The organism is Candidatus Poribacteria bacterium (assembly GCA_021295715.1).
GTDB lineage: Bacteria > Poribacteria > WGA-4E > WGA-4E > WGA-3G > WGA-3G.
The window spans coordinates 11,061-28,915 of record JAGWBV010000052.1 but is presented as its reverse complement, the minus strand read 5'-3'; the positions used below and the strand labels follow the sequence as shown (position 1 = coordinate 28,915).

8 protein-coding genes are annotated in these 17,855 nt (G+C 48.6%); 7 read left to right on the top strand and 1 reads right to left on the bottom strand.

The features are described from left to right. The first annotated feature begins 22 nt into the window (after nucleotides 1–22). Nucleotides 23–5,713: a DNA-directed RNA polymerase subunit beta' gene (gene rpoC, locus J4G07_13770; protein ID MCE2415064.1), complete on the top strand. Its 5,691-nt coding sequence runs from the start codon at nucleotides 23–25 to the stop codon at nucleotides 5,711–5,713. 81 nt (nucleotides 5,714–5,794) lie between these two features. Here rpoC and fumC read toward each other — a convergent pair whose 3' ends face one another. Further along, a complete protein-coding gene (fumC, locus tag J4G07_13765; protein ID MCE2415063.1) occupies nucleotides 5,795–7,180 on the bottom strand; it encodes a class II fumarate hydratase in 1,386 nt (461 codons plus the stop codon). A 605-nt stretch (nucleotides 7,181–7,785) separates the two neighbouring features. Between fumC and J4G07_13760 the strand changes: the two genes are divergently transcribed. The 6 genes from J4G07_13760 to J4G07_13735 all read left to right on the top strand — a co-directional run bounded on the left by J4G07_13760 (nucleotide 7,786) and on the right by J4G07_13735 (nucleotide 17,829). Next, entirely contained in the window at nucleotides 7,786–8,838 is a 1,053-nt protein-coding gene (locus J4G07_13760) for a class II aldolase/adducin family protein (protein MCE2415062.1), read from the top strand. A gap of 114 nt (nucleotides 8,839–8,952) precedes the next feature. Then, on the top strand, nucleotides 8,953–9,624 hold the full coding sequence (locus J4G07_13755) for a hypothetical protein (protein MCE2415061.1): 672 nt from the start codon (nucleotides 8,953–8,955) through the stop codon (nucleotides 9,622–9,624). Further along, nucleotides 9,596–10,882: a CapA family protein gene (locus tag J4G07_13750; GenBank protein MCE2415060.1), complete on the top strand. Its 1,287-nt coding sequence runs from the start codon at nucleotides 9,596–9,598 to the stop codon at nucleotides 10,880–10,882. The genes J4G07_13755 and J4G07_13750 overlap by 29 nt, the downstream gene beginning before the upstream one ends. 14 nt (nucleotides 10,883–10,896) lie before the next feature. Next, on the top strand, nucleotides 10,897–12,855 hold the full coding sequence (locus J4G07_13745) for a hypothetical protein (protein MCE2415059.1): 1,959 nt from the start codon (nucleotides 10,897–10,899) through the stop codon (nucleotides 12,853–12,855). 250 nt (nucleotides 12,856–13,105) lie between these two features. Continuing rightward, on the top strand, nucleotides 13,106–15,526 hold the full coding sequence (lon, locus tag J4G07_13740) for an endopeptidase La (protein MCE2415058.1): 2,421 nt from the start codon (nucleotides 13,106–13,108) through the stop codon (nucleotides 15,524–15,526). Continuing rightward, the gene (locus J4G07_13735; GenBank protein MCE2415057.1) at nucleotides 15,523–17,829 is read left to right on the top strand and encodes a DUF1553 domain-containing protein; all 2,307 of its coding nucleotides are present in this window, start codon (nucleotides 15,523–15,525) and stop codon (nucleotides 17,827–17,829) included. Before lon ends, J4G07_13735 begins: the two co-directional genes overlap by 4 nt. Nucleotides 17,830–17,855 lie beyond the last annotated feature (26 nt).

Below are 17,855 nucleotides of genomic sequence, written 5' to 3'. Positions count from 1 at the left end.
ACAGGAGGCCATAAGTAAAAAAATGAACACGGCATTTGACAGCATCTCCATCAAGATAGCCTCGCCTGATCAGATTAAAGATGAGTCGAAGACGACAAGTTGCAAACGTCGGAATCCATCTCAAGCAGCGGATGAACCTTTTATCTGTCCCGAGAAAGGGACATGTAGTTGCGGCGAGGTCAAAAAGGCGGAGACTATTAACTACCGTTCCTTCCGTCCTGAACCGGAGGGCCTCTTTTGTGAGGCTATCTTTGGACCCCAAAAGGACTGGGAGTGTAACTGCGGTAAGTATAAACGGATCAAACATAAAGGGATGATATGTGACCGCTGCGGTGTTGAAATCACACAACAGCGCGTTCGCAGAGATCGGCTCGGATATATCCAACTTGCCGCCCCTGTATCTCATATATGGTACTTCAAAGGAATTCCTTCCCGCATTGGCACTTTTTGCGAACTCTCTTCACGTGATGTTGAGCGTGTGCTCTATTTTGAGGGGTTTATTGTCGTTGAAGTGACTGACCCAGATTGCCCTCTTGAACGTGGACAGGTCTTAACCGAGATTGAGTACATAGAAAACAGCAACAAGTACTGGGGCGGATTTCGGGCTGGCACCGGCGCAGAAGTCATTCGCGAATTACTGAGTGACATTGACCTTGAGGCGGAAATAGAGAAGTTAACCCAAGATTTGGACGAAACAACAAGCCATCAGAAGAAGCTTAAGATCGCCAAGCAGCTGAAACAGATGGCTGATTTTGCAGAAATCGGACAGCGACCCGAGTGGATGATTCTGGATGTTATTCCTGTTATCCCGCCAGATTTACGTCCTCTTGTCCCCCTTGAAGGCGGACGCTTTGCTACCAGTGACCTGAACGATCTGTATCGCCGTGTTATTAATCGGAACAACCGACTCCGTAAATTGATACAACTCCGCTCTCCAGAAGTCATTCTCCGGAACGAGAAACGGATGTTACAGGAAGCCGTCGATGCATTCTTCGACAATGGACGGCACGGTAGGCGCGTCACCGGTCCGGGTAACCGCCCGCTCAAATCTCTTGCCGATGTTCTCAAAGGTAAGATTGGAAGGTTCCGTCAGAATCTGCTCGGTAAGCGGGTTGATTACTCGGGACGTAGTGTCATCGTTGTTGGACCTGAATTGGGGTTGCATCAGTGCGGAATCCCTAAACGAATGGCTGTAGAGTTGTTTAAGCCGTTCATTATTGAGCGACTTCAAGCGTATGGCTATACACAGACCATTAAGCGTGCGAAGCATATCGCTGAACACGTTGATTCTGATTCTCCTGTATGGGAAGTCGTAGAGGAAGTCATTGCGGACCATCCAGTCTTGCTCAACCGCCCCCCAACTTTGCACCGACTCGGCATTCAGGCATTTTTGCCAGTCTTAGTAGAGGGCAAATCCATCAGGATTCCGCCACTCGTCTGTAAAGCGTTTAACGCTGATTTTGACGGTGACCAGATGGCAGTCCACGTCCCACTGACCGTGGAAGCGCAAGCTGAAGCGAAACTCCTTATGCTCAGCAGCCATAACATTCTCAAGCCCTCACACGGTGATCCCGTTACTGTTCCGGAACTTGACATGGTACTCGGACCCAGTTTCCTGACAAAGGTGTTGCCAGAGCACGCGGCGGATGCGGCACTTCTGCATGATGCCTATACCACAAGGAATCCTGCTACTTTTGAGGCACTCCGCGAAAAGCCGTGGTTCCATCGTCGCTACGCACACCCAGAAGAGGTACTTACAGCGCATGCAGCCGGTCAACTGAAACTGCACGACAGCATCCAACTGTTCTGTGCATCTAATGGAGATGACCGGAAAACGGCTGAACCCATTCTCACAACAGTGGGCAGAGTTATCTTTAACGAGGTACTCCCGTCCGGTTTAGAGTGGGAGGACGAAAATTCGCAGCAGCGACTTTCGTTCTTCAATGCCGAGGCTGGCGGCCGGGAATTATCTGATCTGATCCATCGGTGTTTTAACGAACTTGGCACACGTGTCACGACGGAAGTGCTTGAGAAAGTCCAGAAACTCGCGTTCGAGTATGCAACGCTGAGCGGTATTTCGCCCGGTATCGCGGATTACATCACACCTGACAATCGCGATGCCTTGGTAAACAGAGCTCAAGCAGATATTGACGAACTCCTTAGCGATGTCACAGCGACCGAGCGCGAAGAACATGAAAACGAGCAGATTCGTATCTGGTTGGATGCCCTCAAAAAAGTTGAGGATGAGATGTTCGATGATTTGCCCCGGTTAGGGACCTCCCTCGTTGAGCGCGGCGATCCTCGAAAGATTCACCCGTATGTTGATAAAACTGGGTCAGAGATAGGCGAAACAATAGTAGAGGGTTTCAGTCCGGTCCATATCATGGCAGATAGTGGCGCACGTGCACGGAAGAATCCATTCATGCAAATCAGTGCCGTTATCGGATTGAAAGCGAAGCAGAGCGGTGAAATTCTTATCCCGCCGATTACCACCTCCTATCGTGATGGTCTGGATGTTCTTGATTACTTTAATTCTACATACGGATCTCGTAAAGGTCTCGTGGATACGGCGATGAAAACCGCTGCATCAGGGTACCTGACTCGAAAGCTTGTAGATGTGGCGCAAGATGTCCGTGTCACCACTGAAGACTGCGGCACTCTCAATAGCATTCAAAAGTTCGCGACAGACGGCGGCGACCTTGCTTTCAAGATTAGCGGACGCACCGCCGCCGAAGATGTTCTCCATCCAGAGAACGGAGATATTCTTGTTCCGTCCGGTACTGTCATATCCGCGCAGATGGCGGAGCAGATTGACGCACTTGGCATAAGGGTGGTGAAAGTGCGCTCTGTGCTTACGTGCCAAACCGATGATGGTATCTGCGCAAAATGCTACGGTCATGATTTAACAACGAATGCTCTTGCCAATGTTGGTGAAGCTGTCGGCATCATTGCTGCGCAGTCTATCGGTGAACCGGGTACGCAGCTCACCATGCGGACGTTCCACACGGGTGGTGCTGTTGAAGATGTTTCAGAAGCGCGTCAGCGCAGAATATTATCTAAAGTTAGTGGCACGGTGTATTTCCGAGATTTCCAACCCGGTCGGACGGTCGAAAAGGAGGGCGAACTCTGGGTTGCTACCGAAAACAGAGGCAACCTTGATGAACCCGCCTACAAGGTTCTGGGGGTTAACAATCCCAACTGTCCTTTAAAAGAAAATGAACTGCTGAGTGAGAAGCAGTATACGGAAAACATGGAGCGTTATAAAGGCTTCGATACAAAGACGTGGCAATATCAAGTCACAGAGGTCTTGGATAGCGACTGTGATTTGAAGGTAGGGGACCGACTGTCTCAGGCAGAATACGTCAAGGCACAGATGGAATATGGCTTCCAACGATTTGTGACCCCAAAATACCGAGTGTCACAAGTGCAACATCCCAAACTTTCATTGAGTGTTGGCACGCAACTCACTGAAGCAGAGATAGAACAATTGAGAGCAGATGTCCGGCAAGGCGTTAGTGGAGAATGGCATTACTTGGATGCAGAATCAGGCGAGCGTATTGCTATTGAAAGCCTTACAGCATCTTCAGGTAACGCTTCTTCTGAACTTACGAATGGCACATCTGATAGTCCTGATGCTGCGAATGCCTCTGGACGAGATGCAAGCTTTAATCGTGTGTATCGTATAACCGAGATAGATAAACAGACAAGTAAAGATTTCGGATTTAAGGTAGGAAACGAAGTTGCCCCAGAGGAAATCGCTCCGCTGCTGAACCCATTTGAGATTGAGGCAAAGCCTGTTTACGTTGTCCATACAGAAGTTTCTGATTTTACGGTTGATCAGACGTTAACGTCCCGTGAGTACGAGGATGCTCGCACAGAGTATCAACAACTCGAACGCGCATTTAAAGTTGAAAAACAGGACGTTGAACAGCACTTTGTGACGGTTGTATATCATCCCGAATGTCCTCTTACAGAAGGTGAAGAATTGAGCGAGACAGCCTTAACCCGAGCACACAAACGGTTCACAGGTTTCGATGCTCAAAGGCTGCGACACCGCGTAACTCAAATTCATCACCCTGACTGTCCGCTCAAGCCGGGTGACCTGATTAGCGATAATGAAGCAAAACAGCTCAATGAAAGCTACCCTGGGTTCACCACTTCCCAAAGTAAGAACACTGTGGGTGGCTTTGCAGCGGAACGCATGTACCGTGTTACATCCGTCAATCATCCTGACTGTCCACTACAAGTTGATGGTCTGCTGACACAAAAAGAGTCCTCCTCAAATCGCCGAAACTACAAGGGTTTTGATGTCGCACGTCATTATGAAGTGACCCACATCGAAGATGGGACGACGGAGCTAAGTGTCGGTCAACGTCTCACCGAGATTGAGTATAAGGCACTCCGCAAGACGGACGCGACGTTACCTGAGAAAGTCAAGAGCCTCTATCACGTCGTTAGCGTCCACCATCCTGAATTGAATCTGGAGGTTGATACTGAACTGAGTGAAGAGGACTATAAGACCTATCATCGCCAGTTCAAAGGGTTTGATGTTGAACTGGTTTATCAGGTAACGGAGGATAAGCGAGATGTTGATGATCGGCTTGAGGCTGGGACTATTCTACCTTCAAAGGAATACCGCGCCCTTGAGAAGGCGAATCAGAAGGTGACCTATACCATCACCGGGGTCCATCATCCCCATTTCAAGCACGCTGTTGGCGACGAATTGTCCGAAGAAGTATACAATGATGCGGTGACACGATACCCCGGATTCGAGGTCGATGAATTGTCGTTGCGGATGCGTATTGAAGTAGAAACATCGGATGGGAATCGGGTGCCACACGTTATTCCTACGGGTTATTCCTTCTCTCTGACAGAGGGTGATAGCATTCGGAAGGGAGAAACGCTGGCAGAACTCTATGAGCGGACAGCGAACCGGGACATTGTTGCAGGTATTCCGCGTGTCACTGAATTGTTTGAAGCGCGCCGTCCGAAACGCGGTGAAGCCGCAGAAATCGCTGAAATTGAAGGTTACGTCCAATCTGCTGGCACGAAGTCAGGGATTCCTGCCTACCGCATTGAGCACGAAGGTTATCAGAGTGATCTCTATCAGATACCTGATGAGAAGCGACGCGTCGCTGAAGGCGATTGGGTGGATGCCGGTGAACCCCTCACCGATGGGTATCTCAATCCACACGATATTTTGAAGATCGGACGTACGACTATCGAAGGTGTATCGGTTGAGGGTGAAGAGGCGGTCTGGTCATATCTCGTCGATGAAGTCCAGAAAGTCTACGGTAAGGGAACTATCAACGATAAGCACGTTGAGACAATCGTCCGACAGATGTTAACGAAGATTCGCATCACTGAGCCGGGCGACACAAACTTCTACCCGAACGACGAAGTGCAACGAAAGCAATTTGAACGCGTTAATAGTGAAATTGAAGACACAGGTGGCACACCTGCAGCGGGTGAACCGATTCTCCAGAGTATTAGTAAAGCCTCCTTGAGTACAGACAGCTTCATCTCAGCTGCCTCCTTCCAGCAGACGACGAAGGTGCTAACGGATGCCGCTGTCAGCGGACAAACCGATAAACTCTTCGGGCTGAAGGAAAACGTTATTCTCGGTAGACTGATACCCGCCGGAAGTGGGTTCTCCAGTTTCCAGAACTTAGAGGTATCCGCTATTGAGCCAGAAATAGGCGAAGATGATTAGCAGTCAGCAGTCAGCAATCAGCGGTCAGTTACAAGAGGTTTTGTTAAACGAGAACCTCTTTACTGACCGCTGGTGGTTATTCTACAAATTCGGTCGTGTCATATCCGCTGGCAAAACGAGTTCATCAAACGCCTCACCTGTCAGTGCTCCAAGCGCAATAGCCGCCTCGCGCAGTGTACTCCCGTGCTCATGTGCGTATTGCGCAACTTTTGCCGCTTGATCATATCCAATATGCGGGGTCAATGCCGTCACAAGCATTAACGATTCCGACAAGTGCCGCTCTATCGTTTCAGTCTTCGGCATGATACCTTCGACACAATTCTCGCGGAATGACTCACACGCATCGCCGAGCAGTTGTAGAGATTGTAAAGCGTTATATGCCATCACAGGCATAAATACATTCAGTTGCAATGCCCCATTTGCTCCCGCGAATGCCAAGGTTGTATCATTTCCCATTACCTGTGCACACACCATCGTGACGGCTTCACATTGCGTTGGATTCACTTTTCCGGGCATAATTGAGCTTCCGGGTTCCATCTCAGGCAACTGCAATTCACCGAGTCCACAGCGTGGTCCCGAAGCGAGCCATCGGATGTCGTTTGCGATCTTAAACAGGGCTACCGCCAGTGTTTTCAAGGCACCGCTTGCACTCACAACGGCATCTCGACACGCGAGTGCCTCAAATGCATTCGGTGCGCGTTTGAGTCCATAACCTGTTGTTTTTGATAGCTTCGCCACAACCCGTGCTGTATAGTCTGGGTGTGTATTCAACCCCGTTCCAACAGCTGTTCCACCAATTGGGAGTTCAGAGAGATGCGGCAGCGAGGCATTGATACGTTGTTCCGCGGCAGCGAGTTGTTGTGTGTAAGCACTAAATTCCTGTCCGAGCGTAAGAGGTGTCGCATCCATCAGGTGTGTGCGTCCGATCTTAACAATCTCCGCAAATGTGGATGCCTTTTCTGCGAATGCAGTTCGCAGGCGCGTTAGACGCGGTAAAAGATGCTCTCGAATCTGCCGGACCATTGCCAAATGGATGGCAGTCGGAAAGACATCATTTGTGGATTGGGACTTGTTGACGTGGTCGTTCGGATGGATAGGGTCTTTACTTCCTAACTCGCCGCCCAGCATCTCAATTGCCCGATTTGAGATGACTTCATTGACATTCATGTTTGTTTGAGTGCCACTACCCGTCTGCCAGATGCGGAGTGGGAAGTGATCGTCTAATGTTCCATTGATAACTTCTTGTGCTGCGTCGCTGATGGCTTCAGCAAGCCGGTTTTCGAGCAAACCGAGGTCTGCGTTGACGTGCGCGACCGCCTGTTTAATAGTGCCGAGTGCCCATATTGCGGCACGTGGCAAGCGTTCTTCACCGATCTTAAAATTTTGGAGCGCACGTTGTGTTTGTGCCCCCCAATATCGGTCATCTGGGACGTGAAGTGTCCCCATACTATCTGTTTCCATTCGCATTTTTAATTTTACCTTGCGGTTCGGTGAGGGTGGTTGTGTCAATGATGCTCCTTTCCATAAACCTGCCTGCAACGTTGTTGCAGGCTACGTTTTTTTACTTAAGAAAAGACACCTCGCCACACGCCTCCCTCGACTCCTCTCAATTTTAATTTTTAGTATTATACCATATCAAAACGAAGGTGTCAAAAAACAACCGTAACGCAGATCAATTCGTCCGCTAAAAATTTGCTATTTCCTTTTAGACATGGTATAGTTAAAGAATAGGCAAGTCGTTCCAATTATGTTTGAGGGCTTTGATGGGAACGTTAAACAAAACCAATAGTCCGCAACAATACACAGAAACACTTTCTTCGCATTGGGTGGCAGATGGTAACGGTGTTGCTCACAGACGAAGGAATGAGCAACACCCTCGCCCGTCCGTAAGCGTTTGCAAAAACATGCAGACGGATCTCAGAAACACACTTCAAAAGATAGAATGACCGTCATCCTCCGCAAGGAATAATTAAAAAGTAGCCTGCAACAACGGCGCAGGCGGGTCTACACAGAGGCACCTCAGCCATCAAACTTAGCTGACCGAATCGCAAGGAATAATTAAAAAATAAAAAATGGATTCAACTTTAACCAATCCGTATCTGACGAATGCTTTAACAACGCCGCCGCCGCAAAGTTATCGCTATGCACGCTGGCGAGAGCGGGGGTATCATCCCGACCTACGCCCAATTTCGCCGGACAGCGAATGTGGAACACTGATAGGACAGATGGGCTGGGTCGGCGCGCATGCGCACGCTCACGAATATTTGTGGGCGACTGCCGGCAACATGGGCGCAGTTTTAGCTGAAACAGTCGAAGAGCCATGCCTCATCCCTTATAACACATCGCCGCGCTACCAATTACCACCGCAGATTGTTGTTAAAGGTTTGGCCGGACGACACGTCCTGCTCACAAAGTCGGGTTCACGTTTGGATATGATTGGCATTGAACATCCTGCCCTTAATTTAACGCTCATTGAAGTTGAACCCGATGGCGTCCACTACCGAATGCGCTTCGGCACACCCGACCAAGCCACCTTAGAACTGAATCGAGAGGGTATAGCCCCGCCAGCACCGACCAGTGAAATGTTCCATTATCTCCTCATTTTTGAACAGTTAGAAGGACATGGGTTTAACACGCTTGTGCACTTGCAACCGAAGTTTTTGAATCTCATTTCTCGTACAGAACACGGTGCACCTGAGCGATTTTACAACTTTCTCAGAGGATACGAACCGGAAACACCTATTATATACGATGAATCCAGTGGTATCGGATTCGTGGAAGAGAAGGCACCCGGCATTCCAGAATTATCCTATGAGAGTCTACGACTTTTCCAAAATGGCGGGAATGCGGAGCGGCACATTCTTTATTGGGTAGGACACGGAACGTTTTCGCGCGGCACAGATCTCCTCGATGCTTACAAACACGCAGAATATTTTGAAGCGGCAGCACGAATGGCATGGGAAGCAAATCAACAACGTGTGGACGCCCAAGCCTATACTGAAGAGATAGTCAGTTGTATCTTACGCGAATTTAATGCAAATCGTGAGGCATCTGCCCAACGAGATGTTGGTTTTGAAGATGTCGATACACCGAGTCAATCTGACAACGTCTATAATTATCCGTAGTAGCCGTCAGCAGCAGGGACAGATTTTGTGCCTGCCCAATTGGGTATCTACACAGGATACTCCTACAACCGACTGCCAAGAGTCGATAGTCATAGAAACGGAGGAACAACATATATGCGAAACCCAATAGATGTCCAAGACTTGGAACATGACAGTGTGGACACTGAGGAAGATGCAGCGCGAGATCAGTTGGAGGCACACCTCCGGGACAGCATAGTCGGAAGGTATATCAGGAGTTACAACAAGCGCTTGCGCACTCTCAACCAAGAATTAGAGGACCTACGCCAGCAGGTTGATGACAAACTCACTGGTATAGATCGACACATTTCTGAGGAAATCGCAGAGGTCAAAACTGATATTCGTAGTCTGTCCGATAATCTTGGCGGCGAAGATTTAGGGTTAACGTTAGAAAAAATTGAGGGGCTCATCGACGCGAAGTTGGATGCAAGGCTTGATGGAATTACTGCTCGCGGCGAAGCAGACCTCCAGAAACTGTCAACGCTCATCAATGATTTCGCCAGTGAGTTCCAGAAACAAATTGATCGGCTCACCAACGAAACGAAACTCATGCGAGAGCAAGCGCGCCGAAATCAGGAGTCTCTACGCACAGAGTTAGTTTCTGAAACCGAAACCCTTGAAACGACTAAAGTCGATCGGTTGATCTTAGCCGAAACCCTCATTATGCTTGGGATGAAATTGAAAAATGATGACTTGCTGGATGAATTCGGAATAGATCTGGACATCGATGAAGTCTCAGATGGGACCTCAGAAAATGACGAAAGTTAAACAGATTGTTATAGCCATCAGCGGCCCGCGGTCCGCTATCAGCAAAAGACTGACAGGGAAGAGCGGAAGAAAAGAAGGGAAGCATGGAAGAAGGGAAGCATGGAGCTCCCAATCTTCCAGTGTTCCAATCTTCTATCCCCATGTCTTCCATATTTCCATCCAAATGCTGGTGGCTTCCATTCTTCTGACAATCTTCGGTGGAATTACCGGGCAAATCGCCGCGGATGAATCAGTTTCCTCAGAGGAGATTTCAGTTCTTGTCGTTGGTGATATTACTATTGGTAGCCGGATGACCCCGTTGATTGAAAGCAAAGGGGCTGGTGTATTTTTTCAGGGAACCACTGATTTGATTCGATCTGCGGATGTCGCGACCGCCTCCCTGAACGCGAGCATATCGGAAAGAGGCGAACCGCGGTACGGGATTGAACACCCTTTTCAGGCGGCACCGGGACTCGGTAGAGCCATTGCGAATGCAGGATTTGATGCTGTCTCTTTAGCCACCCCACATATAATGGACTTCGGCTTTGAGGCGTTGGAAGATACGATCACAGAACTGGAATGGTATGACGTGAAACCAATCGGTGCTGGGACGAGTGCGGAAACAGCGAAAATACCGGCATGGGTACCCGTCAAGCGCGGCGAAACCGAGACTACACAGGTTGCGTTGTTAGCGTATTACCGAGTGAACGAATTCTCACGTTACACCAAGGACCCGCTTGCCTATGCCGTTTACAGTGAAATGACAAATGCCGTCGAACAAATACGGACGAAAGCAGCACTCGTGGTTGTCTGGCTACACTGGGGAAGCAGAAGCCGCTCTACAGATGAGGCAATTGGCAGACAGCGAATTTTTGCCCATGCCCTCATTGACGCAGGGGCGGACATGGTGATATGTCAGCAACTTCATACGTTTGGTGGTATTGAGTTGTACCAGGACAAACCGATTGTTTACAGTCTCTCAGATTTTATCTATGATGCTTACGATAAACAGCACTCACACATAGTTATTCCAAAGGCAACGTTTGACGCTAAAGCTCTGAAGTCAATTGAGTTAATCCCGATTTTGACAGATCCGCCGAAAACCTCAGTCCGTCCTGGAAAACCCAAGGAAACCTTAGTGCTCCCTGAAGTTGCCAATCAGTTTCCGAGCATCCTAACTGGAGAGGCAGCAGTAGACACCTTACAGCATTATCAGCGACGTTGCGCAGAATTGAAAACGGAGGTGTTCATAGAAGGCGAACGCGGGTGGATTCAATAAGGTATAATTAAAATATGACAGACAACACGGGGGATGTAGCGCGAAACTTGTTCAGAGGTGAACGTGGGTTAACACCGAAAGCATTTCTCATCGCAATGCTTCTGATTCCTCTTAACGTTTTTTGGATCATCGAACTGGAGGTTGTCCGCTACACACATCCGACGTTAATTCACCCGCTGTCCAATGTCATTTTCATAATCTTTTGGCTGATGGTGTTCAGCGCAGCGTTGGGAAAATTGTCTCCAAAACTGCGATTAACACCGGCGGAGTTGCTCACAGTTTACGTCATGTTGTGCATCGTTTCATCGCTCTGCTCGCACGATATGATGGAAATTCTTGTCACTATCCTCGGGCATCCATTTCGGTTTGCAACGTCTGAGAATGAGTGGCAGCAGCTTTTCTGGAAAGAACTTCCAACATGGTTAACCGTTCAAGACACCAGCGTCCTATCGGGATATTATGAGGGGCAATCCAGCCTCTACCGAAAGGCACATCTTAACGCTTGGGCGGTTCCAGTGGTGTGGTGGACCATTTTTATCCTCGTGTTGATGTTCGTTATGCTGTGTATCAACACACTGCTTCGAATCCAATGGACTGAGCGGGAACGACTGACCTATCCAATTATTCAACTTCCGCTCGCGATGACGGAGCCGAATACAAGTTTTTTTAAAAATAAGCTGATGTGGTTGGGCTTCAGTATTGCCGCAGCCATTAGCATCCTAAACCTACTTAATTCGATTTATCCAGTTGTTCCATATCTACCAGTTAAACGGCAAAACATCCATCAGTACTTCACTGGTCGTCCTTGGAATGCAATGGGGGGTGTGCGTCTCTCATTTTATCCCTTTGCCATTGGGATTAGTTTCCTCATTCCACTGGATCTACTTTTTTCGTGTTGGGCGTTCTATTGGGTTTACAAATTTGAGTTAATGGCAGGCAGTATTCTTGGGATACGGAATTTACCGGGCTTCCCTTATGCGGATGCACAGAGTTTCGGGGCGTATATGGTCCTTCTCGGGACCGCTGGATGGGTCGGCAGAACGCACATCAAACGGATTTTTACCGGGGTCGTAGATGGGTTCCGAGGCACGTCTCAGATGGAGATGCAGCGTGAGCCGATGCCGTATCACATCGCTTTTCTCGGTATCATGTGCGGGATGCTGTTTTTGTCCGTGTTTTCCTATAAGGCAGGGATGTCGCTTTGGGTAATTCCGATCTTTTTCGGGCTTTATTTTTTACTCGCGACGATGATTGCCCGACTTCGGGCGGAATTAGGATTCTTAGTTCACGATTTGCACAGAGTCGATCCACACGGGTTAATCGTAACAGCGTTCGGCACCCAGCGTTTGACAACGAGCACAAAAACGGTTTTTTCGTTGTACATGTTCTTTAACCGAGCCTATCGAGCACACCCGATGCCGCAAGAATTAGAGGCGTTGAAAATCTCAGAGCGACGGCAGATCCGCCCACAGCACACCGCCGCGGCGATTGTCATTGCTACCCTCGTCGGCGCGATCGTTATATTCTGGCTACTCTTGGATAGTTACTACAGACATGGAGCAGAGACGGGTTATTACGGTCCCTGGGCATTAGGGTTTGGCAGGGGCGTTTATAGACAACTTGAAAACTGGTTGAATTATCCACAGGGCACGGATGTCCCCGCACTTGCTTTTATGGGAGGCGGTGCAGGTGTCGCTCTCGGGCTCATGTTATTGCGAACCCGTTTTCTCTGGTGGCCGCTGCATCCACTCGGCTATGCTATGGCAAATAGTTGGGGCATGTACAACCTCTGGAGCTGCCTCTTTGTCGCATGGGTAGCAAAGGCAGTTGTATTGCATCAAGGAGGACTCAAAGCCTACAGACGCATGGTCCCGCTCTTCCTCGGACTTGCCCTCGGAGATTACATCAGTGGAAGTTTGTGGAGCATCGGTAGCATTCTTGCGAACACAACACTATATCAATTTTGGCCCTAATATTCTCGGACGCTGCTCCATATCCGTTCTTTACGAAGAAGTCAAATTGACCGATGAAATCATAATCCTTTTAAGACTGTGTCAGTTTGGCAGATATTCAGTGGGAATTCCTGTTATTCTACGTTATTGGCACAGATATTGCATACTGTTCAGACAATATAAGCAAGATCCGCTAAAGTTATAATCCACGTCATTCCTCTGCAAGGTAAAACTAAAAAACGGCACATCTATTTTAAAAAGGAGAAAAAACATGGAAACCAGAGAGAAAGAAGAAAAAAACACAGACGAAAATACCACCGAAGAAGAAGAACTTGTCCAGGAACTCCCACTCCTTCCCTTAGATGACCTCGTTGTCTTTCCGTATATGCCGCCGGTGCCACCATTCCCTCCACACCACGTTGCACTCACTGGAAAAATGGCAACGACGGCTGTTGAATGTGCCATGGAAAATGAGAGAATGCTTTGCATTTTTCACCCGAAAAAGGCTCTCTCTAAAGAGGACATCAAGGATCTTAAAAAGAGCAACCTCAGTCCAATCGGGAGTTTAATACACATCCTCCGATACAAAACTGACGATGAAGACGTGTTGTTTCTCGCTGTTGGACGTGAACGCGTCCAAATCGAGGAGATTTTGCACACCGAACCCTTCGTCAAGGTTCGGGTTAATGTCATCAGCGGTGATAATAAAGATACTGTTGGTAACCCAGAGGGGGATCTGGAGGTGGAGGCACTCGTCCGCAGCAACGATGAAATGTTCCAACGCATCGTTCAGATGTCATCGCGCTATCAAGAGGAATACGGCAGCCTAACCAAAACAATGATTGATGAACCGGGTCGCCTTGCTGACTATATCGCTGCCATGCTGGATTTAAAGCCACACGATAAGCAACGCGTTTTGGAGGCGGTATCTGTCCATGAACGTTTGAATACGCTCGCTGTTATACTCGCTAAAGAACTCGATCTCCATGAATTGGAAAGCAAAATCCAAAATAACGCGCAAGCCGTCATCAATAAAGGGCAGCGTGAATATTATCTCAGAGAACAACTTAAAGCCATTCAGACAGAACTTGGTGAATCGGATGACCTCGGACTTGAAATTGATGAAATGCGGGAGCAGTTGAGCGAAACTGAAATGCCCGATAAAGCAAAACAAGCAGCGGCAAAAGAATTGAAAAGGCTCTCTAAAATGCAGTCTTTCTCGCCTGAATCCACCGTTTCTCGAAACTATTTGGACTGGCTGTTAAATCTTCCTTGGTGTGTCAGCACAGAAGACGCTTTAGACCTCACAGCGGCACAAGAAATCCTTAATGAGGATCACTACGATTTAGAAAAGGTCAAAGAGCGAATTTTGGAGTATCTAGCTGTCCGCATGCTCAAAACCGATATGAAGGGACCTATCTTTTGTTTCGTTGGACCACCGGGCGTCGGAAAAACCTCTCTCGGTAGGTCTATCGCTCGCTCAATGAACCGAAAATTTGTGCGTATGTCGTTAGGGGGTATGCACGACGAAGCCGAAATCCGTGGGCATCGACGGACTTACATCGGTTCAATGCCGGGACGCATCGTCAAAGGACTCCGACAAGCTGAGTCGAACAATCCTGTCTTTATGCTTGATGAGATTGACAAACTTGGATCTGATTTTCGAGGTGACCCGGCTTCCGCACTTCTGGAAGTCCTTGATCCGGAACAGAATCATTCATTTACGGACAACTACCTTGACGTCCCGTTTGACCTTTCAAAAGTGATGTTTGTCACAACAGCAAACCAACTTCACACGATTCCGCCACCGTTACGGGATCGGATGGAGACCATAGAACTCCCCGGCTATACCGCCAACGAAAAGCAAATTATCGCCAAGCAGTATCTGATACCGCGTCAATTGAAAGAGAACGGATTGAATGATGAATTGATTAACATTAAGGATAAAGCGATTGACAAAGTCATCAGCGAATATACTCGCGAGGCGGGTGTACGAAATTTAGAGCGCGAACTCGGGACCGTTTGCCGAAAAGTCGCACGTAGTGTTGCCGAAGGGAATACCGAGCAGACAACCATCACAACAAAAGACATCCAAGGTTATTTGGGACCAGCGAAGTTTGATTCTGAAATAGCGAGTCGTAAAGCTGATGTTGGTGTTGCGACAGGACTTTCTGTCACACCTGCTGGTGGTGAGATCCTCTTCATTGAGGTCGCTGCTACCAAGAAGGTAAATGCTCAGACGCAAGTCCGTATTACCGGTCAGATTGGCGAGGTCATGCAGGAATCCGCACAGGCTGCCCTCAGTTATGTGAAATCTCAGTCTGATGCGCTTAAGTTTGATCCGAGTGCATTAGAAAACGACATTCACATTCATGTGCCAGCAGGAGCAATCCCTAAAGACGGTCCCTCGGCTGGTATTACAATTGCGACAGCGCTTGCTTCAATTGCTACGCAGCAACAAATCAATCCTGAAATCGCCATGACAGGTGAGCTGACTCTCAGAGGGAGGGTGTTACCCATTGGCGGTGTGAAGGAAAAAATACTCGCAGCGAAGCAGGCAGGTATCAAAAAGGTCATCATGCCAGAAGGCAACAAAAAACACTTCATTGAAGTTCCCGAAGACATTCAATCTGGTGTTGAGTTTCTATTTGTAGAACATGTAACCGAAGTTTTCACGGAGGTCTTCTCATGAGACGCACATTGAGGAACACAGCGCGTGATCAATCCTTCTCGCGCTTCATCGGTCGGGTTGCTGTATTCGCTGTCGCGTTTCTGTTTGTAATACCATTCACGACGCATGCAAACACGACTGACAAGGCAAATCCCATACCTACAATCGCACTCTCTGGAACTGGTGAAGACGACGAATCAGAACCTGCTGTTAAGTTTTTAAAAGATGTCGCACCCATCCTCGATAAGTATGGATGTTCAGCCGGTATGTGTCACGGAAAATTTGGTGGACAGGGCGGGTTAAATCTCTCTCTGTTGACCTTAAATCCAGAATCGGATTATGAACCGATTGTCCACCACAGTCGCGGCAGACGTATCAACCTACTTGAACCAGATCAGAGTCTCTTTTTTCTCAAACCCACCGGACAGATAGCACATGAGGGCGGCGGACGGTTTAATCCGAGTTCAGATGAGGCGTTAATGATTCTCCGTTGGATTGAAGCCGGGGCTCCCTTTTCTGACGACGAACCGCGCCTCAGGAAACTCGAAGTCCAGCCGAGTTCTGTCGTTCTCGCTGATGTTGGAGAAACAGCACAACTGAAGGTCCTCGCCTATTTTTCTGACGGATCCGTTGAGGACGTAACCGAAAAAGCCGTCTATGAATCCAAGGACGCACCTGTCGCTGATGTATCACCTACTGGCGAAGTGACGAGTGTTCGCTGGGGAGGAACCGCTGTTATTGCGCGATTTTTAGGTGTTGTCACTGCATCGTTTGTAACAATTCCGCGCGCGGAACCTGTGGTTTCCGTGTCACAGAACGAGGGATTTACGCCCAACAACTTTATTGATGAATTGGTCTTTGCGAAACTTAAGAAATTGAACGTCCGTCCCTCTGCATTGACATCGGATGAAACGTTTATGCGTCGAGTCTATTTGGACACTATCGGTCAGCTTCCAACACCCGATGAGGTGAAAGCATTCCTCGCAGATACGCATCCGGACAAACGCTCGTACCTCATTGATACGCTTCTTGACAAACAGGAATGGATAGACCTGCGAACGTTGAAATTAGCCGATATGTTGCGCATCCATCCCCGTAGTTTAGGGAACGGGGCATTTGGTGAGCGGGCTGCAACGCTTTTTCACGAATGGATACGTGAGGTTGTTGCTGAAAACAGACCTTACGATGCAGTCGTCCAAGAGCTTATCACCGCACGAGGAAGCACCTATCAACACGGTCCTACAAACTACTACCGTATTGAGCAACAACCAGCAGGTAGAGCCGAAACGACAGCACAGGTGTTTCTCGGTATCCGTTTGAGTTGTGCGAGATGCCATAAGCATCCATTTGACCAGTGGACAACCGACGACTATTGGAATTTTGCCGCTTTCACTGGAAAAGTGGGTGTCCGCGGTGGTGAACTCTACAACGAACAGGTTATCTACCACAATCCAACAGGACGCGTTATTAATCAATCCGTGCAAGGTAACCGCGGCGAAGTGGCATTACCGACTTTCCTTGGCGGTGAGTCCCTCGCTCCGAATTATCAGGGCGATGTGCTACAAGTCCTGGTAGATTGGATGACCTCCTCAACAAATCCATACTTCGCGAAGGCGACTGTGAATCGTATCTGGAGCCAATATTTCGGAAGAGGGATCGTCGATCCGGTTGACGATATGCGTGCGACGACCCCACCAAGCGTCGAAGGACTTTTAGAGGCGTTAGCGGACGATTTTGTGAAAAGCGGGTTTGATACGAAACACATCATCCGGCGGATTCTCAATTCACGCACATATCAACTCTCCGCAGCGCCGAACGAAACGAATCAGTTGGACGACCGGTTTTTCTCGCGCTTCTATCCCCGACCGATGGTGGCGCAGGTGTTGTTAGATGTTTTAAACGATGTTACCGGCACCAGAGAAAAGTATGGGCGTTATCCAATCGGGACGCGATCTGTGGAATTGCCGCTGCCGGTGAGTTCGCGCTTCTTATCGCTCTATGGACGTTCTTCTCGTGAATTCCTCGGCGATCTGGACCCGAAGTTGGAACCAACACTCGCCCAAGCACTCCACATGATTAACTCCAATTACATCCATAAAAAATTGAAGAGTCCGAGTGGATCGCTTAGCCATCTGCTCCAGACGAAACCTGACGATCAAGCACTTATTACCGAGTTGTACCTCAGCACGTTAAATCGGTTCCCGACGGATACGGAACTTGAAACGGCTAAAGCATACATCTCAGAGAGTCCCGAGCGTCGTTCAGGATCTGAGGATCTCTTATGGGCACTCATCTCATCGCGAGCATTTCTCTTTATTCAGTAGGGACGAGGTCTTGTCCTCGTGTCTTG